Raw genomic sequence first — 21,750 nt, 5'->3', positions numbered from 1 at the left:
CTGCGAATCAATCTGTGATTGGGAGCAAACAAAGCTTAATTAGACTATATAAGCTTGAAATGAAAGGGTTTGTCCAATATGGACAAGCCTTTTTCTTATGTTTTGCCCCCATTTTGCCCCCGATTTATAAATTTCAGTTCGTTTTGATTATAGATGTAGTCCAAACAAAGCGCAATTAGGCTATTAAAACAAGGTCCTTTCTGAGTCTTGTTTTTTTATCCCCAAATAAATAGGTAGTATCTGCGAATCAATCTATGATTGAGAGTGAACAAATTTTAAAGAGTGGATACCACTTAGGTCGATAGATTCTATTTCCTAACTTTTTAAGATATGCTATAATATGAATATGTTTGATAATTATATTTTACCCGTATTTTTTGGTGGTGGAGCTCTTGCTCTACTAGGTTTAGTGTTATTTGGTTGGGCCTTGCCTTCATTTTTGAAGGGTAAGTGGTCTTATTTGATTTCTTTGCTAGGTTTAGGTTTGGTTGCTTTTGCCTATTTTGATGCGGCGATTGTTATCACTTATAAAATCTGGCTTGGATTGCTAGGTGTCATCATGATTGGTTGGGGACTTCCTTTTAACAATCGCAAGGGACGCCGTGCGATGACTATTTTCTGGGCTGTCATGGCAATCGTTGTAGGTATTGCTGCTATTGCATTCACTATTGCTTATGGTGTCATTAACCGTCACTAACATGAAACTGTAAAACATGCTATAATAATGGCATGTTTTATTTTATGACCCTATCATTTATTATCATGCCTGCCTTGGGCTGCTTCTTAATAGGCTTGGCTTTTGCTAAATCAGATCGTTGGGAGTTTTCTTGGATATTATCCTTAATAGGTTTGGTGGCCTTTATTTCTTCTTTTTGGCATATAGCACGTGTAGATTTATGGTTTATGCTAAGTTATAGTGTTGGTCCTTTTTTGATGGGATTTGGTTTCTTCTGGGACCTAAGTAAGAAACGCCGTGGGCAGTTATTATTATTAGGGGTATTTTTCCTTATCTTTTTTGTGATTCTGTACTATCTTATTGTGCGAATCCTGAATACAGCTGTTGTCTAAAGGAGGGCTGTTGTGATGTTGCTAGATTTAGAAGAGAAGACACGTGTGCTTGTAGAAGATATTGTTGAACGTTCCGCTATTGGGCGAGGAGCTATCTTTGTCTTGGGATTGTCTTCCAGTGAGGTCGCTGGTGGGATAATCGGAAAAGCCTCTAGCCGTGAAATTGGCCAACGAATTGTGAAAACGATTCTTGAAGTTTTGAAACCTAAAGGAATTTACTTGGCTGTTCAAGGCTGCGAACATCTGAATCGTGCTTTGGTTGTTGAGCGTGAGCTCGCCATGGCTAAAGATTTGGAAATTGTTAATGTTCTTCCGACCTTGCATGCTGGGGGAAGTGGTCAGCTGGCTGCTTTTGACTATATGAAGGATCCTGTTGAGGTGGAGGAAATTGTCGCTCAGGCTGGTATCGATATTGGGGATACCTCTATTGGTATGCATGTGAAGAGGGTCCAAGTTCCTCTTCGCCCGATTACTCCAGAATTAGGTGGTGCTCATGTGACTGCTTTGGCGAGTCGTCCTAAGTTAATTGGTGGAGCTCGTGCTGAGTATCTAGCAGATCCTATCCGTAAAAACTAAAAAGTATCGGACATTCTTGTCCGATACTTTTTCTGTGAGCAGAGCCCTTTCTTTCAATGACGACGCTTGGCATAATCGACAAATTTGAATTTTTCAAGTTTGTGGCGACTTTCCGTAAATTGGAACTGTTTTCCATTAGTTAAATAAACTTTAGAACGGATACAAACAACGTGCTGGTCTTTACCTAGGTCGATAAGAATCTTATCTTGATCGGTAGCATTATCAATAGTGATTTCTTTGGAGCATGAGTGGTTCCAAAAAGCTTTGGCTGGAGACCAGTATTATCAAGATTTCTTCTTTATTCAGAACCAACCAACCGATTGGTTGTCTAAATTTGGTGGTTCTGCCTGGGCTCCTTTTGGAGATACAGGGAAATACTATCTTCACCTCTTTGATGAAACACAGTCGGACCTTAATTGGTGCAATCCCAATGTCCGTAAGGAGTTGTTCAAGGTGGTCAACTTCTGGCGTGACAAGGGAGTCAAAGGCTTCCGTTTCGATGTGATCAATTTGATTGGGAAAGATGAAGTCTTAGTGGATTGCCCTGAAAATGAAGGGAAACCAGCTTATACGGATAAACCAATTGTCCATGACTATCTTCGTATGATGAATGAAGCGACCTTTGGTTCTGATGGTAGCTTTATGACAGTTGGAGAGATGTCATCGACAACAATTGACAACTGTGTTCTTTATTCAGCACCGGAGCGTCACGAGTTGTCTATGGCCTTTAACTTCCATCATCTTAAAGTAGATTATGAAGATGGACAAAAATGGACTATTACTCCCTTTGATTTTGAAGAGCTCAAACGTCTCTATCATACCTGGGGTAAGGAAATGAGTGAACGAGGTGGTTGGAGTGCCCTTTTCTGGAATAACCATGACCAACCTCGTGCCTTGAATCGCTTTGTGGATATTAAGAACTTTCGTAATGAAGGAGCGACCATGCTAGCAGCTAGCATTCACCTATCACGTGGAACACCTTATATCTACATGGGCGAAGAAATCGGGATGATTGATCCAGATTATGATTCTATGGCAGATTACGTGGATGTCGAGTCCATCAATGCTTACCAAATGCTCTTGGACCAAGGCGAGTCTCCTGAGCAGGCCTTCAAGATCATTCAAGCCAAATCACGTGATAATTCTCGTACGCCAATGCAATGGGATGCTTCTGAGAATGCAGGTTTTTCAACAGGCACTCCATGGTTGAAAGTCGGTAAATCTTATAAAGACATCAACGTTGAAAATGAAATCGATGGACCAATCTTTAAATTCTATAAAGAATTGATTCGCTTGCGCAAAGAAATACCTATCATTTCAGAAGGAAGCTATCAGCCAGCATTTGAGGATAGTCAACAAGTCTACGCCTTTGAACGCTACTTAGACGTTCAAAAACTCTTGGTACTCAATAATTTCTACGGAAGTGAAGTTGAAGTGGCGATTCCAGCAGAATACCAAGCAGGGCACGTGCTCTTGTCAAACTATGACGATACAGAGCTCGCTGAAAAGATAATTTTGAAACCTTATCAAACCCTAGCAATCTTAGTAAAATAAGCCAAACTTTCCTCAGTAAATGCTTTTGCTGGGGAATTTTGTTATAATGAAAGCACTTTTAATGTTGATGGAGGAAGTGTAATGACACGCTTACAAGATGATTTTTACCATGCGATTAATGGTGAGTGGGAAAAAACAGCAGTGATTCCCGATGATAAACCACGCACAGGAGGTTTCTCAGATTTAGCAGATGAAATTGAAGACCTCATGCTTGCAACGACTGATCAATGGTTGGCAGGAGAGAATGTTCCTGACAATACCATTCTACAAAACTTTATAAAGTTTCACCGTATGGCTACGGACTTTGACAAACGTGAGGCATTGGGTATCGAGCCTGTTAAACCTTGGATTGAAGAATACAAGCAACTCTCGTCATTTTCAGAGTTTGCTTCGAAAATTGCTGACTATGAGATGTCTGGTAAGCCTAATGAGTTCCCATTCGGTGTATCTCCAGACTTTATGAATGCTCAATTAAATGTCCTCTGGGCAGCAGCGCCAAGTATTATTTTACCTGATACAACCTATTACACTGAGGATAATGAGAAGGGCAAGGAGCTTTTAGGAATTTGGCGTGAAATGGAAGAAGAACTCCTTGAGAAATATGGCTTTACAGCTGAAGAAATCAAAGATATCTTGGACAAGGTTATCGCCCTTGATGCTAAGTTGGCCAAGTATGTCCTTTCGAGTGAAGAATCTTCCGAGTATGTGGAACTCTACCACCCATATGATTGGGAAGACTTTACCAAGCTAGCACCGGAACTCCCACTTGATAACATCTTCACAGAAATCTTGGGACAAGTTCCTGATAAAGTTATCGTTCCTGAAGAGCGCTTCTGGACAGAATTTGCGGCGGAATATTATTCAGAAGATAATTGGGAGCTACTTAAGGCGAGCCTACTTATCGATGCTACGACAATTTGGAATGCCTATTTGACAGACGAACTTCGTGTTCTATTTGGAAAATATGGTCGTGCGCTTTCAGGAACACCACAAGCCTGGGACAAGAAAAAAGGAGCCTACTATTTGGCACAAGGACCTTACAATCAGGCTCTCGGACTTTGGTATGCAGGTGAAAAATTCTCTCCAGAAGCAAAAGCAGATGTTGAAGCGAAGGTGGCAACTATGATTGATGTTTATAAATCACGCCTTCAAACTGCGGATTGGTTGGCACCAGAAACACGTGAAAAGGCTATTACGAAACTTAATGTTATTACGCCTCACATTGGTTATCCAGAAAAACTACCTGAGACATATGATAGGAAGATTATTGATGAAAACTTATCACTTGTTGAGAATGCACAGAAGTTAGTCGAAATTTCAGTTGCACATAGTTGGAGCAAGTGGAATCAACCTGTTGATCGTAGTGAGTGGCATATGCCTGCCCACATGGTTAATGCTTACTATGATCCACAGCAGAACCAAATTGTTTTCCCAGCAGCTATCCTTCAAGCACCTTTCTATGACCTTCACCAATCGTCATCAGCCAACTACGGTGGTATTGGTGCTGTCATTGCTCATGAGATTTCCCATGCCTTTGATACAAACGGTGCTTCCTTTGATGAGAACGGTAGTCTTAAGAATTGGTGGACTGAAGAGGATTATGCAGCCTTTAAGGAACGTACTGACAAGATTGTGGATCAGTTTGAGGGCTTGGACTCTTATGGTGCCAAGGTCAATGGTAAATTAACTGTTTCTGAGAATGTTGCTGACCTCGGTGGTGTAGCCTGTGCTTTAGAAGCAGCTAAACGAGATAAGGATTTTTCAGTTCATGAATTCTTTGTTAACTTTGCGACGATTTGGCGTATGAAGGCGCGTGAAGAATACATGCAAATGTTAGCTAGCGTGGATGTGCATGCTCCAGCCAAATGGCGCACCAATGTTATCGTGAGCAACTTCGACGAATTCCACAAGGAATTTGACGTTAAAGAGGGCGACGGCATGTGGCGTGCCCCAGAAGATCGCGTGATTATTTGGTAATAATGATGAAATCTGTCCAAAAATGGACGGATTTCTTTATTTTTGTCATTGTAAGGGTTTACATAGTGACTAGAAAACGCTATAATATACTTGTGTTAAAGCTTGTGAAGTTTTTAACAAGTATTCAAAGGAGTTTCATATGACTAAACAAACTAAAGATGTTCAAACAGTAATAGATGAATTGGCAACAAAAGGGGTTGAAGCCCTTGATGCTATGGCTAACTTTACGCAGGAGCAAGTGGACCATATTGTTCACCAAGCTGCGATTGCTGCTCTAGATAAACACATGTATTTGGCTAAATTGGCCGTTGATGAAACAGGGCGCGGTATTTACGAAGATAAAGCCATCAAGAACATGTATGCTTCTGAATACATTTGGAATAGTATTAAATATGACAAAACTGTAGGCGTTATTGCTGAAGATAAAGAACAAGGTTTGGTTTCTATCGCTGAGCCGGTTGGTGTTATCTGTGGGGTTACACCAACAACTAACCCAACTTCAACAACCATTTTCAAAGCCCTCATTGCTCTTAAGACACGTAACTCTATCATCTTTGCCTTCCACCCATCAGCTCAGAAATCATCTGCTGAGGCTGCTCGTATTGTTCGTGATGCAGCTATTGAAGCAGGTGCACCTAAGGACTGCATTCAGTGGATTGAAGAGCCATCTATCGAAGCAACTGGTCTTTTGATGAACCATCCTAAGATTGCCACAGTACTTGCGACTGGTGGACCTGGAATGGTTAAGGCTGCTTATTCAACTGGTAAACCAGCGCTTGGTGTAGGAGCCGGAAACGTCCCATCTTATATCGCTGCTGATGCTAAGGTTAAACGTGCGGTCAACGATATCATCGTTTCAAAAACTTTTGATAATGGTATGATTTGTGCGTCTGAACAAGCAGCTATCGTTGATGCAGCTATTTATGATGAAGTTAAGGCTGAATTTGAAGCACATCAATGTGTCATCATTTCTAAAAAAGCTGATATTGCTAAATTGGAAAAAGTCGTTCTTAATGAAGCGCGTACAGCTGTAAATGGTGCCATTGTAGGTCACTCAGCTATTGAAATTGCTGAAAAAGCTGGCCTTAAAGTTCCTGCAGGTACAAAAATGCTTTTGGCAGAAATTCCAGATGCAACAATGGAACACCCACTTGCCTTGGAAAAATTGTCTCCAGTACTTGCTCTTATCAAATCTGATGGTGTTGAAGATGGATTCAAAAAAGCAGAAGGCATGCTCAATTTGGGTGGTCTTGGACACACTGCTGTTATCCACACTGAAAATGAAGAGCTCCAACTCCAATATGGTATCCGCATGAAAGCCTGCCGTGTCTTGGTTAATAGTCCATCAGCTGAAGGTGGTATCGGTAATATCTACAATAACATGATCCCATCATTGACTCTTGGTTGTGGTTCACACGGTCATAACTCAGTGTCACACAATGTTAGCTCATTTGATCTCTTGAATGTTAAAACATTGTCAAAGCGTCGCAATAACATGCAATGGTTTCGCGTCCCACCAAAAATCTTCTTCGAAAAAGATTCAATAACTTACTTGCGTCACATTGAAGCTGAGCGCGTGATGTTGGTTTGCGACCCTGGTATGGTTCAGTTTGGTTATGCAGACTTGGTTAAACGCCAATTGGAACTTAACCGCCACAGACCGGCAGTAGATGTTTTCTCAGATGTTGAGCCAAACCCATCTACTAATACCGTTTATAAAGGTTTGGAACGCTTTGTAGATTTCCAGCCAGATGTAATCATCGCTCTTGGTGGTGGTTCTGCAATGGACGCTGCTAAGGCTATGTGGATGTTCTTTGAACACCCAGATGTAAGCTTCTTCGGTGCTAAACAAAAATTCTTGGATATCCGTAAACGTACTTACAAGATTCCTTACGCTCAGAAGACACAATTCATCTGTATCCCAACAACTTCAGGGACAGGTTCAGAAGTAACGTCATTTGCGGTTATCACTGATAGTGAAACTCATATCAAGTACCCATTGGCAGATTATGCTTTGACTCCGGACATTGCTATCGTTGACCCTGCTTTGGTTATGAGTGTACCTGCCAGCGTTACAGCAGATACAGGTATGGACGTTTTGACTCATGCCATTGAATCTTATGTATCAGTCATGGCTAGCGACTATACACGTGGGCTTTCACTCCAAGCAATTAAACTTGTTTTTGAAAATCTTGAACATTCTTACCGCTTTGGTGATGAAGAATCACGTGAAAAAATGCATAATGCGTCAACAATGGCTGGTATGGCCTTCGCCAATGCCTTCCTTGGTATTAACCACTCACTAGCTCATAAGGTTGGTCCTATGTTTGACATTCCACACGGACGTACTAATGCGATTTTGATGCCTCACGTTATCCGTTACAATGGTCGTGATCCTCAAAAACACGCTATGTTCCCTAAATATGACTACTTCCGTGCAGACAAAGATTACGCAGATATCGCTCGTTTCATGGGATGGGGTACTGACAAACAATCAGATGCTGAATTGGTTGAAGTTTTGGCACAAAAAGTATACGAATTGGGTGTTGCCGTTGGTATTGACATGAACTGGAAGGGACAAGGTGTCACTAAGAAACTTCTTCAAGACACTGCCTATACTTTGGCTGAACATGCTTATGAAGACCAATGTACAACAGCTAATCCGAAAGAACCACTTATTTCAGAATTGAAAGAAATTATCGAAATTGCCTTTGATTACAAAGGGTAAGCGATAGACAAAAGTAGCTCTATAAGGGCTACTTTTTTTGCTAGAAATCCTCTATATTAGAGTGTTTATCCAAATTAAAAATAAAGGACTTTCCCGAATAAGATAGAAAAACGCTTTAAGAATTGTTATAATAACCTTACAGCAAGATAAGGAGATTCCTATGACAAAAGAAGAAGGGCTTAGTTTGGGTGAAGCAGCACATCCTCTCAAGCCTCATGAATTGAGGTCATCAATGGCTTCTACAGCAGGGAATAGAGCGACTAATAAGTTTAAAGAGTTTAATGCTGATAGGATGGTGAGTGTTCAATTCAATCCTAGTCAACAAGTAAAAGAATCAAAGGAGCCAGTAACCTCAAAAAATATTGTGGGGATGGTATCAGGTGTGATTGCAGCGATACTCACCATACTTTTGATTGTTTGTCTCGTGATGGGATACCGTTATCGAGCCGCAAGCATTGAGGGCGATTGGACAAGCCCAACCTTTAGTGAGAAAATGTTAGCCACTCTGAAAGATACTGCTAATACTAAGAATAAAGTTAGTAATGCTTTACCACAAGGTCAAGATCTTATCACCGATATCAATACAGCAATGAGCATTACTGACAATAAGGCTCACTTAAAAGTGAGCTTTGTTTACAATCGTAAAGGTCTTTATCAGGCTTACAAAAGTAGAGTTACTGAATTGAAAGGTCAGTACGGCGAGGAGTTTTCGGAGGTTTTTGATAGTTATTCATTGTCAGAAAAAGACTACTATAAACAGTTTGATGAGACAGTGAAGAAAGAACTTCCAAAGAGTTATACCTACGATGCCAAAACCGGTCGTGTTACAACAACTGCTTTCACGGGTGATATTAACCGTTGGGAGCAAACAATCACTGTGGATAAGGCTGGAGATTCAGATGCTTTTAAAAAAGGTGATGTCTTAGATTATACGCCTAACAATGAAGGCTTTACTATCAAGGCACACAGTGAATTTGGTGACATTAGCTTTACAAAAAATAAATAAAAAAGGAAATTAAAGGGGAATATAAATGACAAGAGCAGAATGGTTGGACTATTTTGAGACGGTAAACGGACGTAAGCCGAGTGTTCAGGAAATGGCGGATGCTTTGAAAGCTGGAGAGTTTGTCAATGAAGCACCAGCTAAAACTGAAGATACAGCTACTGCTGAACCTATTAAGGTTGAGGCAGAAATCGTCGAGACAAGCACTAGTCCTCTACCAACAGAAACGGCACCAGCGGTAACAGCAACAGCACCTTCTACGGTTGCTTTTCCAGAAGGACAAGCAGCTATGGCAAATTTGTCTCCTAAAAAAACAATGGATCCCAAAAAGAAAAAACGCATCCTAGTCTCAGTTTTGTCAGCAGTGGTCCTTGTCTTCTTATGTATCGGTGGCTTTATGACTTACCGTTATGTGACAGGTAATATTGATGGCAAATGGTACAGTAGTTCTCTAGGTAGAGAGTATAGCTCAAGCATGTCTGAAAGTTTGACAGACTTGGATAGTAAGGAGCTTGAAAAGTACTTTACAGATACGGCTGTAACCATGAAAGTAAAAGGTAGCAATGCGAAGGTTACTGCTAGCTATACTTTTGATAAGAAAACCTATATCAAGGATTATCGTGAGAGGGTTCAGAAGTCCTTCTCAGCCTTTGGAGATTTATTTAAAGCCTTCTATGGAGATTCCTTTGAAAACTATTACAGTGAGGAAACCATAGAAAAAGAACTTGATGAAGCTCTTGAAAAAGCTGCAAAAGACAGCGGTCAAAAGTATGATTCGAAGACAGGCGAAACAACGACAACCCTTTTCAAAGGGAAGGTTAGCCGTTTGGGACATAAGATGACCGTTACTTCTGTCAACAAAGACGTTGATATTGATGGTCTCAATGTGAAAAAAGGTCAAGAGCTAAAAGTGACTAAAAAAGATAAGAAAGTAACGCTTAGTGGTGATGGAAAATCAAAAGATATCACTTTCTCAACTAAGAATGACACCAAAGATAAATTTTAAGATGACATCCGGAATAGCTATTCCGGATTTTTTCATGTTTTTGAGAGGAGAAAATAGGGTGATATCCGAATGATTTTCTCACAAGTCACAATACGTGTAGAAATATTCTGACAATTATGCTACAATAGAGCCACAGACTATCTAAAAAGAGGATTTACCATGACACTTGTATACCAATCAACACGTGACGAAAATAATAAAGTAACAGCTAGTCAGGCTATTCTTCAAGGTTTGGCAACAGATGGTGGCTTGTTCACACCGTTGTCAACGCCTGAGGTTACTTTGGACTTTGACCAATTGAAAGATGCTTCTTACCAAGAAGTTGCTAAATTAGTCTTGTCAGCTTTCTTGGATGATTTTACGGAAGAGGAATTGGATTACTGTATCACAAATGCATATGATGACAAGTTTGATACAGCTGCCATTGCACCAGTAGTTAAACTTAAGAACCACTACAACCTTGAACTTTTCCATGGTTCTACTATCGCTTTCAAAGACATGGCCCTTTCAATCTTGCCTTACTTGCTAACAACATCAGCTAAAAAGCAAGGTGTTGATAATAAGATTGTCATCTTGACAGCGACATCAGGTGACACTGGTAAAGCTGCCATGGCTGGTTTTGCAGATGTTCCTGGAACTGAAATCATTGTCTTTTATCCAAAAGACGGTGTTTCAAAAATCCAAGAATTGCAAATGACCACTCAAACAGGAGCTAATACGCACGTTATTGCCATTGATGGTAACTTTGATGATGCCCAAACAGATGTGAAACGTATGTTTAATGATGTTGATTTGCGTGAGAAATTGTTGGCTCATCATACGCAATTCTCATCAGCTAACTCAATGAATGTTGGTCGTTTGGTACCACAAGTGGTTTACTATGTATATGCCTATGCACAGTTGGTTAAGGCAGGTCATATCCAAAACGGAGATAAGGTGAACTTCACAGTACCAACAGGAAACTTTGGTAATATCTTGGCGGCTTATTATGCACGTCAGATTGGTGTTCCAGTTGGCAAATTAATCTGTGCTTCTAATGAAAATAACGTCCTTACAGACTTCTTCGCAACGGGTACTTATGATAAGAAACGTGACTTCAAGGTAACAACAAGCCCTTCTATGGATATCTTGGTATCTTCTAACTTGGAACGTTTGATTTTCCACCTTCTTGGTAATGATGCTACTAAGACTAAAGAGCTTATGGATGCACTTGTGACTAAGGGTGAGTATACTTTGGCTGATGCAGATAAAGATATTCTTGATTTGTTTGCAGCAGGTTTTGCAACTGAGGATGAAACAGCTGCTGAAATCAAGCGTGTCTATGATGAAGACAAGTATATCGAAGATCCTCATACAGCAGTTGCCTCAGCTGTTTACGAAGCATATGTTCAAAAGACAGATGACCACACACCAACAGTTATCGCTTCAACAGCTAGCCCATACAAGTTCCCACGTGTGGCAGTTTCAGCTGTCACTGGTAAAGATAGTGGGGATGATTTCAAAGCAGTAGAAGATTTGCACCAACTTTCAGGTGTAGCTATCCCAGCTGCTGTAGATGGACTTGAACATGCAGAAGTTCGCCATAAAACAGTTGTTGCGGCAGCTGATATGCAAAAAGCAGTTGAAAGCTATCTTGGTGTATAAGAATAAAAAAATAGGAGCTGAGAAATCAGCCCTATTTTTATCAATATAGAAAAGAATATTATGACAGAAACAAAGAAAATTCTAAACATAGCCTTGCCTGCTATGGCCGAAAACCTTCTACAAATGTTGATGGGGGTCGTCGATTCTTACCTAGTGGCTCAGGTTGGTATTGTCGCTATATCGGGGGTTTCCGTAGCCAATAATATCATTACGATTTACCAGGCTATCTTCATTGCTCTAGGAGCTTCGAGTGCCAGTGTCATTGCTAGAAGTCTAGGTAAGGGAGATGTTAAAGCGACTAACCGAGACACCTGGGATGCTATTATTATTACCCTTGCTCTTAGTCTCATCCTTGGTCTACTTTCCATTTTTGGTGGTGTAGCCATTCTTAATCTTTTAGGTACTGAGCAATCTGTGACTCAGGCTGGTAGTCTCTACCTTGCTCTTGTCGGTGGAGGAGTGGTCTTCTTAGCCTTGATGACTACTTTTGGTAACATCCTACGGGCCAAGGGACGGCCTCGTATTTCCATGGTCGTCAGTCTTTTGACCAATGTTCTTAATGCTATTTTATCTTCTTTAGCCATCTTTGTGGGACATTGGGGGATTATTGGGGTAGCTACAGCTACGGTTTTCTCTCGTCTGGTTGGGACAGTGATACTCTGGCAAGCGATGAAACTGGATGTGAAGCATCTTGAAATTACCAAACCTTTTAATAGAGAGTTGTTGGGCATTGCCCTGCCAGCAGCAGGTGAGCGACTGATGATGCGTGCTGGAGATGTGGTCATCGTGGCTATTATTGTTACCTTTGGTACAGCCGTTGTCGGTGGTAATGCCATTGGTGAAAATCTCACCCAGTTTAACTATATGCCTGGTATGGGAGTCGCAACGGCTACGGTTATCTTGGTTGCCAATAGTCTGGGTCGAGGGGATAAGACGCAGATGAAGCGTATTATACGAGAGTCTTATTGGATTTCAACCTTCTTGATGGTTCTGGTTTCAGGGAGTATCTTGCTCTTTGGCCAAGGATTATCAGGTCTCTTTACGGATAATAAAGCAGCTATTGCGGCTAGTCAGGTAGTTATTCTTTATTCTTTCCTTGGGAATCCTTTGACTTCTGGGACTCTAGTCTACACAGCAGTTTGGCAAGGTCTGGGTAAGGCTAAGATGCCTTTCTATGCGACGACTATTGGGATGTGGATCATCCGAATTTTCTCAGGATACTTCCTTGGGGTGAGTCTGGGAATGGGTCTTGCTGGTGTCTGGATTGCAACCGTTGTTGATAATGTATGGCGTGCAATCTTCCTCTACGTGATGTATCGTCGTTATCTTGTAAAGAGAAAGTTTTAATGATAAATACTGAGGAGATACTCTTATTCAAAGGGTATCTTCTTCTTATTTTTTACAAGTAGGCTCGAATATGGTAAAATAAGCTGATAAAAACTTTTTGAGGTAGTAATTATGACTGTAAAAATCAATACAAAAGATGGTCAAATCGAATTGTCAGATGATGTCATCGCAACAGTAGTTGGCGGTTCAGCAACAGAAATTTTTGGCGTTGTCGGTATGGCAAGTAAGAGTGCTATCCGAGATAATTTTCAAGCACTTCTTGGAAAAGAAAACTACGCAAAAGGAGTTGTCGTGAAATCTACTGATGCAGGTATCACTGTGGATGTCTACACTGTTATGAGTTACGGTGTTAAGATTAGTGAGGTTTCAAAAAATATTCAAGAACGTGTGAAATTTAATCTTGAGAATCAACTCGGTATCAAGGCTGAAACAGTAAATGTTTACGTTCAAAATATTAAAGTCGTAGGAGAAAACTAGTGTCTAAAATTACAACAAGCTTGCTTCAGGAGATGGTCCAAGCGGCAGCAACACGTCTAGGTAAGCAAGCAGAATATGTGAATTCACTCAATGTCTTCCCAGTACCAGATGGAGATACTGGAACAAACATGGGAATGACTATGGATAACGGAGCCAAAGCTGTCGCAGATCAATCTGCTTCAACAGTTGGTGAAGTTGGTCAGATTTTATCTAAAGGTCTTTTGATGGGTGCCCGTGGTAACTCGGGTGTTATCACGTCACAATTGTTCCGTGGATTTGGTCAAAGTATCAAGGATAAAACGGAACTTGATGGTCAAGATTTAGCTCATGCCTTCCAAGCAGGGGTTGAAGTTGCTTATAAAGCAGTTATGAAACCTGTCGAAGGAACAATCCTTACAGTATCACGTGGTGCAGCTTCAGCAGCGATTAAGAAAGCTGAATCTACGAATGATGCTGTTGAGGTTATGCGTGCAGCTCTCGATGGAGCTAAGGCTGCCTTGGCTAAGACACCAGAGATGCTTCCAGTTTTGAAAGAAGTTGGTGTGGTAGACTCAGGTGGTCAAGGTTTGGTCTTCATTTATGAAGGTTTCTTGTCAGCCCTCACAGGTGAGTATATCGCTTCAGAGGACTTCCAAGCGACACCTGCTACTATGACAGAGATGATCAATGCAGAACATCATAAGTCAGTTGCTGGTCATGTTGCAACAGAAGACATTACCTTCGGTTACTGTACGGAAATCATGATTGGTCTCAAACAAGGTCCAACTTATGTGAAGGACTTTGACTATGAAGAGTTCCAAAATTACTTGAGCAACCTTGGGGATTCTCTTCTTGTAGTTAACGATGATGAAATTGTAAAAGTTCACGTCCATACAGAGGATCCAGGTCTTGTCATGCAAGAAGGTCTTAAATATGGGGCTCTTGTCAAAGTTAAGGTTGACAACATGCGTAACCAACACGATGCACAAGTTCAAAAAGAAGAAGCTATCCAAGCTACACCTTCTGCTCCTAAAGACTTTGCCCTTATTGCAGTTGTTGCCGGAGATGGACTTGCAGATATCTTCAACTCACAAGGTGTTGATTATGTGATTTCAGGTGGTCAAACAATGAACCCATCAACAGAAGATATTGTTAAGGCTATTGAACAGGTCAATGCTAAGAATGTAATCATCTTGCCAAACAATAAAAACATCTTTATGGCAGCGCAATCAGCTGCTGAAGTAGTAGATGTCAATGCGGCTGTTGTTGAAACACGTACAGTTCCACAAGGATTTACAAGTTTGCTTGCTTTTGATCCTAGCCAAAGTATCGAAGCTAATGTTGAAGCTATGACAGCTAGTCTTTCAGATGTAACAAGTGGTAGCGTGACATTGGCGGTACGTGATACAACTATTGATGGTCTTGAGATTCATGAAAATGATATCCTTGGTATGGTGGATGGTAAGATCCTTGTGTCTACACCAGATATGGACCAAGCCCTTCTTGACACCTTTGACAAGATGATTGACGAAGACAGTGAAATTGTTATGATTTACGTCGGCGAAGAAGGTAATCAAGAACAAGCTCAAGCACTTGCGGAAAAATTGGAAGAGGCTCACGAAGATATCGAAGTTGAAATCTTCCAAGGAGACCAACCAGTTTATCCATACCTCTTCAGTGTTGAATAATTTTGAATAATCATTTAGGAAGTCTTAGGGCTTCCTTTTTGTTTTGTCAGTTTTGATATAGCAGGGATGTCTTTTTGGAATTACAGAAATATTCTGAAAATTCCTTGACATTACTTTCCAAAGTGGTAACATATGTTGTAAGAAATTTTATAGATTGAAGGTAACATCATGAGAAGTGATATAATCAAAGTTGGTGTTGATAAGGCGCCAGCACGCGGACTTTTGTATGCGACTGGGCAAGTTAAATCTGCCAAGGATATGCAAAAGCCCTTCATTGCTATTTGTAATTCTTATATTGATATTGTTCCAGGGCATGTTCACTTGCGTGAATTAGCAGATATTGCCAAGGAAGCCATCCGTGAGGCTGGCGGTATTCCTTTTGAGTTTAATACCATTGGTGTGGACGATGGGATTGCCATGGGGCATATTGGGATGCGTTACAGTCTTCCATCTCGTGAATTGATTGCCGATTCTGCAGAAACAGTTATTAATGCCCACTGGTTTGACGGGGTTTTCTACATTCCTAACTGTGATAAGATTACACCAGGGATGATTTTGGCGGCCATGCGTACTAATGTGCCAGCAGTATTTTGTTCTGGTGGCCCTATGAAGGGTGGCGTTGACATGACTGGTCACCAAGCGACGCTATCAAGTTTGTTTGAAGCTGTAGGTACCTATCAGGCTGGAGATATGAGCAAGGAAGAGCTCGATTATTTGGAGAAAAATGCTTGTCCAACTTGTGGTTCATGCTCAGGAATGTTTACCGCTAACTCAATGAACTGTTTGATGGAAGTTTTGGGCCTAGCCCTTCCAGGTAACGGTACTATCCTAGCCGTTTCAGATGAACGTCGTGAATTGGTTCGTCAAGCAGCCACAAAATTGATGGATAACATCAAAAATAATGTTCGCCCACGTGATATTGTGACCAAAGAAGCCATCGATGATGCGTTTGCTCTTGATATGGCCATGGGTGGTTCAACCAATACTGTTCTCCATACCCTTGCTATTGCGCGTGAGGCCGGTATTGACTATGATCTTAAAGACATTAACGAGATTGCCAAGAAGACCCCTTATCTCTCTAAAATTGCACCTTCAAGTGTTTACACTATGCATGATGTCCATGAAGCTGGTGGTGTTCCAGCCATTATTAATCAGTTGATTAAAAAAGGAGCCATTAAAGGTGATCGTATTACAGTTACTGGTAAGACTTTGAAAGAAAACGTAGCTGGTGCTGAAATCAAAAATGAAGAAATTATCCATCCAATTGAGCATCCTATCTCACCAGTTGGTGGTTTGTCTATCCTTTACGGAAATATTGCTCAGGATGGAGCTGTTATCAAGGTCGGTGGTGTAGATCCATCTGTTAAAACTTTCCGTGGTAAAGCTATTTGTTGTGATTCACAAGATCAGGCCCTTGAGTTGATTGATAATGGAACAGTTAAGAAGGGCCATGTCGTTGTCATTCGTTACGAAGGTCCTCAGGGTGGACCTGGTATGCCAGAAATGTTGGCACCAACTTCTAAGATTGTCGGACGCGGTCTTGGTAAGGATGTGGCTCTCATTACGGATGGTCGTTTCTCAGGAGCTACTCGTGGGATTGCGATTGGTCACGTTTCTCCAGAAGCAGCAGAAGGTGGTAATATCGCCCTAATCGAAAATGGGGATGAAATCGTGATTGACCTACCAAATCGTACCCTTGATCTACTTGTCGATGATGCAACCCTTGAAGAACGCCGCAAACATTTGAAACCTTTCAAATCAAAAATTTCAAGTGGTTGGTTGCGTCGCTATACAGCCTTTGCTAAATCAGCCAATGTTGGCGGAACTTTGATGAGTGACGAAGAATTCGAAGAACGTAAAGCAGAACGTCAAGCACAAGAAAAAAACTAAGAACATTCTTTCCGAAGAGTTTGTGATATTTTTCTCCGAAACCCTTGCAAATTTGGTTAAAAATGTTATCATAGTATACAAGGTTTTGAATTTTTAGACAATTCGAAAAAAACAACTACTAAAGGAGGTCCATGTGAAGAAAATTGAACTTGAAGAAGCACGCTCTGGTGCTGATTTAATTCTAGATACACTTCTTGAACTTGGGATTTCAACTATCTTTGGATATCCTGGCGGAGCGGTTCTTCCTTTGTATGATGCTATTTACAAAAATGACAAGATTAATCATATCTTATCTCGTCATGAGCAAGGAAGTCTGCACGAAGCTGAAGGTTATGCCAAATCAACTGGTAAACTCGGTGTTGCACTTGTAACGAGTGGTCCTGGTGCCACTAATGCTATTACAGGGATTGCAGATGCTATGAGTGATAGCGTACCTCTCCTAGTCTTTACTGGTCAGGTCGCAACACCAGGTATTGGTAAGGATGCCTTCCAAGAGGCTGACATTGTCGGAATTACCATGCCGATTACAAAATACAATTATCAGATTCGCGATACAGCTGATATTCCTCGTATTATTAGGGAAGCGGTTCATATTGCAACAACTGGCCGACCTGGTCCAGTTGTTATCGACCTCCCTAAAGATGTCGTAGCTAAGGAAACAGCCTTCATCAACAATCCTGAAATTAATCTTCCAAGTTACCAACCGACGCTAAGACCAAACGAAATGCAAATCAAGAAAATCTTGAAGCAGTTGGGTAAAGCTAAGAAGCCGGTTATTGTAGCTGGAGGTGGGGTGTCTTATTCTGAATCTGCTAAGGAGCTAGTTGCTTTTGCAGAACGCTACCAAATCCCAGTTGTTACAAGTCTTTTAGGTCAAGGGACAATTGCTACTAGTCATCCCCTCTTCTTGGGTATGGGTGGTATGCACGGTTCATATGCAGCTAACATTGCTATGACCGATGCTGACTTTATGATTGCCGTTGGTTGTCGTTTTGATGACCGTTTGACAGGTAATCCTAAAACATTTGCCAAGAATGCCAAGGTTGTCCATATTGATGTAGATCCAGCTGAGATTGGTAAAATTATTGCAGTGGACCTTCCAGTTGTTGGTGATGCCAAGCAAGCTCTTGAAATGCTCTTAGCAGAACCAGTGGTTAAGAATAACACTGAAAAATGGATTGAAAAAGTTACAAAAGACAAAGAGCGTGTACGTTCTTACGATAAGAAAGAACGTATGGTACAGCCTCAGGCAGTTATCGAGCGTATCGGTGAATTGACTAAGGGTGACGCGGTTGTTGTTACTGACGTTGGTCAACATCAAATGTGGACAGCTCAGTATTATCCATACCAAAATGAGCGTCAATTGGTGACCTCAGGTGGTCTTGGAACAATGGGATTCGGTGTCCCAGCAGCAATTGGTGCTAAAATTGCTAATCCTGATAAAGAAGTTATCCTCTTTGTTGGTGATGGTGGTTTCCAAATGACGAATCAAGAATTGGCTATCTTAAATGTTTACAAGGTGCCAATCAAGGTTGTTATGTTGAATAACCACTCACTTGGTATGGTACGTCAATGGCAAGAGTCCTTCTACGAAGGGCGTACATCAGAGTCTGTCTTTGATACCCTTCCAGATTTCCAATTGATGGCTCAAGCTTACGGCATTAAGTCTTATAAGTTTGATAATCCAGAGACAATTGATCAGGATTTGGAAGTTATCAAGGAAGACGTGCCAATGTTCATCGAGGTGGATATCTCTCGTAAAGAGCATGTCTTGCCAATCGTTCCGGCTGGTAAGAGTAATCACGAAATGTTGGGGGTGAAGTTCAATGCGTAGAATGTTAACAGCTAAACTTCAGAACCGTTCAGGTGTCCTTAACCGCTTCACAGGTGTTCTTTCACGACGTCAAGTTAACATTGAAAGTATCTCTGTAGGGGCTTCTGAGGATCCTAACGTTTCACGTATTACGATTATTATTGATGTGAATTCTCAAAATGAAGTGGAACAAATCATCAAACAGCTTAATCGTCAGATTGATGTGATTCGCATCCGTGATATCACGGATCAGCCACACTTGGAACGTGAAGTTATCCTAGTTAAGGTATCAGCACCAACCTCTAAACGTGCTGAAATCTTGGCGATTATTCAACCTTTCCGTGCTTCGGTGGTTGATGTGGCACCAAGCTCTATCACTATCCAGATGACTGGTGATGCTGAAAAGAGCGAGGCGCTTCTACGAGTTATTCGTCCTTACGGAATCAAAAATATCGCTCGTACGGGTGCTACTGGATTTACCCGTGATTAAAAAATCCAACTTAAATTTGTTAACCCAGCCTTAAAAAGGCAATAAATTATTTTTTTAGAAAAGAGACATATTACTATGGCAGTTCAAATGGAATATGAAAAAGACGTAAAAGTAGCAGCACTTGACGGTAAAAAAATCGCCGTTATCGGTTACGGTTCACAAGGTCATGCGCATGCACAAAACTTGCGTGATACAGGTCACGATGTGATCATCGGTGTTCGTCCAGGTAAATCATTTGATAAAGCTAAGGAAGATGGTTTTGATACTTACACAGTAGCAGAAGCAACTAAATTGGCTGATGTTATCATGATCTTGGCTCCAGACGAAATCCAACAAGAACTTTACGAAGCAGAAATTGCTCCAAACCTTGAAGCTGGTAATGCTGTTGGTTTCGCACACGGATTTAACATCCACTTCGAATTCATCAAAGTTCCTAAAGATGTTGATGTCTTCATGTGTGCTCCTAAAGGACCTGGTCACTTGGTACGTCGTACATTTGAAGAAGGTTTTGGTGTTCCTGCACTTTACGCAGTATACCAAGATGCTACAGGTAACGCTAAAGACATCGCTATGGACTGGTGTAAAGGTGTTGGTGCAGCACGTGTTGGTCTTCTTGAAACAACATACAAAGAAGAAACTGAAGAAGATTTGTTTGGTGAACAAGCAGTTCTTTGTGGTGGTTTGACTGCCCTTATCGAAGCTGGTTTTGAAGTCTTGACTGAAGCTGGATATGCTCCAGAATTGGCTTACTTTGAAGTGCTTCACGAAATGAAATTGATCGTTGACTTGATCTACGAAGGTGGATTCAAGAAAATGCGCCAATCAATTTCAAACACTGCTGAATTCGGTGACTACGTATCAGGTCCACGTGTTATCACTGAACAAGTGAAAGAAAATATGAAAGCAGTTCTTGCTGACATCCAAAATGGTAAATTCGCTAACGACTTCGTTAACGACTACAAGGCTGGACGTCCAAAACTTACTGCTTACCGTGAAGAAGCTGCTAACCTTGAAATCGAAAAAGTTGGTGCTGAATTGCGTAAAGCAATGCCATTCGTTGGTCAAAACGACGACGACGCATTCAAAATCTATAACTAATGTGATAGTCTCGAAAACCAGCCTAGTGCTGGTTTTTTGTGTTCTGAAGAGAGTAGTTGGGAATCAATCCTACTGCTCTTTTTTGGTAGATAAATTGTAAAATATAGTGCAACAAAAAAACTCACTCCATTAAGGAGTGAGAATAGCCATAAATTAGTAAGTCAAGACAAAGTTTTTCTTCTTACCACGACGGATAACAGTAATTTCATTATCAATTTTATCTGTATCTGAGAGAGTGTAATCCAAGTCTTGTACACGTTCACCGTTGATGTAGATAGCGCCGTTTTGGACATCTTCACGTGCTTGACGTTTAGATGGTGAAATTTTTGCATTGACGAGAAGTTCAACGATGTTCAGATTTTCATCTGCTGAAATTTCATATGTTGGGACACCGTTGAGGGCAACTTTAAGGTCGCGTGCTGAGAGAGCTTTGAGGTTACCAGCGAAGAGTTGTTCAGTGATGTGAACAGCTTGTTCGTAAGCTTCTTTACCGTGAACCAAAGTAACAACTTCACGAGCCAAAACCTTTTGTGCCAAACGTTGGTGACGAGCTTGGTCAAATTCTTTACCGATTTCTTCGATTTCTTCAAGTGATAAGAAAGTGAAAATCTTCAAGAAGCGAACAGCATCATCATCCATAACGTTGAGCCAGAATTGGTACATTTCGTAAGGTGTAGTCTTAGTCGCATCAAGCCAGACAGCGTTACCTTCAGATTTACCGAATTTTTTACCAGTTGAATCTGTGATAAGTGGCACAGTGATAACATGTCCAGATTTGTCTGCTTTACGACGCAAGAGCTCAGTACCTGCTGTCATGTTACCCCATTGGTCAGAACCACCAATTTGGAGGGTTACGCCGTACTTATCGTTGAGTTCGTAGAAATCGTAACCTTGCATGATTTGGTAGGCAAACTCAGTGTAAGAGATACCTGTTTCGATACGTTTCTTAACAGATTCCTTACTCATCATGTAGTTAACTGTGAAGTATTTACCCACGTCACGCAAGAAATCGATGAAGCTGACTGAACCAAACCAATCATAGTTGTTGACCATAACGGCTTTATTGTCACCATTTTCAAAATCAAGGAAACGAGAAAGCTGACCTTGGATTTTTTCAACCCAACCTTCAACGGTTTCTTTGGTTTGGAGGCTACGTTCAGCATCTTTAAATGATGGGTCACCAATCAAACCTGTTGCACCACCAACGAGGGCGTAAGGTTTGTGTCCAGCCAATTGAAGTCGGCGACTTGTAAGGATAGCTACAAGGTGTCCAAGGTGGAGACTGTCTGCTGTTGGGTCATAACCAGTGTAGTATGAGACTGGTCCCTCTTCAAAGGCTTTTACAAGGGCTTCTTCATCTGTGGTTTGAAAAATCAAGCCACGTGCTTTTAGTTCTTCAAAAATTGTCATGA

At 41.1% G+C, this 21,750-nt stretch carries 15 protein-coding genes and 3 pseudogenes; 16 read left to right on the top strand and 2 right to left on the bottom strand.

Annotation, left to right across the window (positions count from 1 at the left end; all coding sequences use genetic code 11):
* The first annotated feature begins 340 nt into the window (after positions 1-340).
* Genes ADH51_RS02785 through ADH51_RS02780 form a run of 3 tightly spaced genes read left to right on the top strand, consistent with a single transcriptional unit; the run spans position 341 to position 1,644 of the window.
* The gene (locus ADH51_RS02785) at positions 341-697 is read left to right on the top strand and encodes a hypothetical protein (RefSeq protein WP_048674245.1); all 357 of its coding nucleotides are present in this window, start codon (positions 341-343) and stop codon (positions 695-697) included.
* Between the two features lie 32 nt (positions 698-729).
* Complete coding sequence (locus tag ADH51_RS09800) at positions 730-1,068, top strand: hypothetical protein (protein WP_082160352.1); 339 nt, start codon at positions 730-732, stop codon at positions 1,066-1,068.
* Positions 1,069-1,083: 15 nt separating this feature from the next.
* Positions 1,084-1,644: a TIGR01440 family protein gene (locus ADH51_RS02780; RefSeq protein ID WP_048674243.1), complete on the top strand. Its 561-nt coding sequence runs from the start codon at positions 1,084-1,086 to the stop codon at positions 1,642-1,644.
* A 53-nt stretch (positions 1,645-1,697) separates the two neighbouring features.
* Here the strand turns inward: ADH51_RS02780 and ADH51_RS09795 are convergent.
* Positions 1,698-1,883: pseudogene (locus ADH51_RS09795) on the bottom strand (UTRA domain-containing protein); the annotation flags it as partial.
* On the opposite strand from ADH51_RS09795, the pseudogene ADH51_RS02775 reads away from it, so the two are divergent.
* From ADH51_RS02775 to ilvC, 13 genes and pseudogenes are all read left to right on the top strand, one after another.
* Positions 1,879-3,198 (top strand): annotated as a pseudogene (locus tag ADH51_RS02775) (alpha-amylase family glycosyl hydrolase); the annotation flags it as partial. The pseudogenes ADH51_RS09795 and ADH51_RS02775 sit on opposite strands and share 5 nt — an antisense overlap.
* An 81-nt stretch (positions 3,199-3,279) precedes the next feature.
* On the top strand, positions 3,280-5,175 hold the full coding sequence (locus ADH51_RS02770; RefSeq protein WP_048674241.1) for a M13 family metallopeptidase: 1,896 nt from the start codon (positions 3,280-3,282) through the stop codon (positions 5,173-5,175).
* Positions 5,176-5,290: 115 nt separating this feature from the next.
* A pseudogene (adhE, locus tag ADH51_RS02765) lies at positions 5,291-7,903 on the top strand (bifunctional acetaldehyde-CoA/alcohol dehydrogenase); the annotation flags it as partial.
* A 160-nt stretch (positions 7,904-8,063) separates the two neighbouring features.
* Positions 8,064-8,909, top strand: coding sequence for a hypothetical protein (locus ADH51_RS02760; protein ID WP_048674237.1), 846 nt, complete (start codon positions 8,064-8,066; stop codon positions 8,907-8,909).
* 25 nt (positions 8,910-8,934) lie between these two features.
* Positions 8,935-9,912 carry a hypothetical protein gene (locus tag ADH51_RS02755; RefSeq protein WP_048674235.1) on the top strand — a complete coding sequence of 326 codons (978 nt, stop codon included), beginning with the start codon at positions 8,935-8,937 and terminating at the stop codon, positions 9,910-9,912.
* Between the two features lie 159 nt (positions 9,913-10,071).
* The gene (gene thrC / locus ADH51_RS02750; protein ID WP_014635127.1) at positions 10,072-11,556 is read left to right on the top strand and encodes a threonine synthase; all 1,485 of its coding nucleotides are present in this window, start codon (positions 10,072-10,074) and stop codon (positions 11,554-11,556) included.
* A gap of 60 nt (positions 11,557-11,616) precedes the next feature.
* Complete coding sequence (locus tag ADH51_RS02745) at positions 11,617-12,903, top strand: MATE family efflux transporter (protein WP_048674234.1); 1,287 nt, start codon at positions 11,617-11,619, stop codon at positions 12,901-12,903.
* 111 nt (positions 12,904-13,014) lie between these two features.
* Complete coding sequence (locus tag ADH51_RS02740) at positions 13,015-13,380, top strand: Asp23/Gls24 family envelope stress response protein (protein ID WP_002885694.1); 366 nt, start codon at positions 13,015-13,017, stop codon at positions 13,378-13,380.
* The gene (locus ADH51_RS02735; RefSeq protein WP_048674232.1) at positions 13,380-15,047 is read left to right on the top strand and encodes a DAK2 domain-containing protein; all 1,668 of its coding nucleotides are present in this window, start codon (positions 13,380-13,382) and stop codon (positions 15,045-15,047) included. The genes ADH51_RS02740 and ADH51_RS02735 overlap by 1 nt, the downstream gene beginning before the upstream one ends.
* A gap of 168 nt (positions 15,048-15,215) precedes the next feature.
* Positions 15,216-16,937, top strand: coding sequence for a dihydroxy-acid dehydratase (ilvD, locus tag ADH51_RS02730; RefSeq protein WP_048674230.1), 1,722 nt, complete (start codon positions 15,216-15,218; stop codon positions 16,935-16,937).
* Between the two features lie 133 nt (positions 16,938-17,070).
* Positions 17,071-18,771, top strand: a complete 1,701-nt coding sequence (locus ADH51_RS02725; protein WP_048674228.1) for an acetolactate synthase large subunit — start codon at positions 17,071-17,073, stop codon at positions 18,769-18,771.
* Positions 18,764-19,240, top strand: a complete 477-nt coding sequence (gene ilvN / locus ADH51_RS02720; RefSeq protein ID WP_002887025.1) for an acetolactate synthase small subunit — start codon at positions 18,764-18,766, stop codon at positions 19,238-19,240. The genes ADH51_RS02725 and ilvN overlap by 8 nt, the downstream gene beginning before the upstream one ends.
* 75 nt (positions 19,241-19,315) lie before the next feature.
* The gene (gene ilvC, locus ADH51_RS02715) at positions 19,316-20,338 is read left to right on the top strand and encodes a ketol-acid reductoisomerase (protein WP_002885764.1); all 1,023 of its coding nucleotides are present in this window, start codon (positions 19,316-19,318) and stop codon (positions 20,336-20,338) included.
* 153 nt (positions 20,339-20,491) lie between these two features.
* Here ilvC and tyrS read toward each other — a convergent pair whose 3' ends face one another.
* On the bottom strand, positions 20,492-21,748 hold the full coding sequence (gene tyrS, locus ADH51_RS02710; RefSeq protein ID WP_003092098.1) for a tyrosine--tRNA ligase: 1,257 nt from the start codon (positions 21,746-21,748) through the stop codon (positions 20,492-20,494).
* Positions 21,749-21,750: the final 2 nt, after the last annotated feature.

This window comes from Streptococcus sp. 449_SSPC (assembly GCF_001073005.1).
GTDB classification, from domain to species: Bacteria; Bacillota; Bacilli; order Lactobacillales; family Streptococcaceae; genus Streptococcus; species Streptococcus salivarius_F.
Note: the sequence above shows the minus strand (reverse complement) of the source record. Positions and strands in the feature narration are given on the sequence as shown.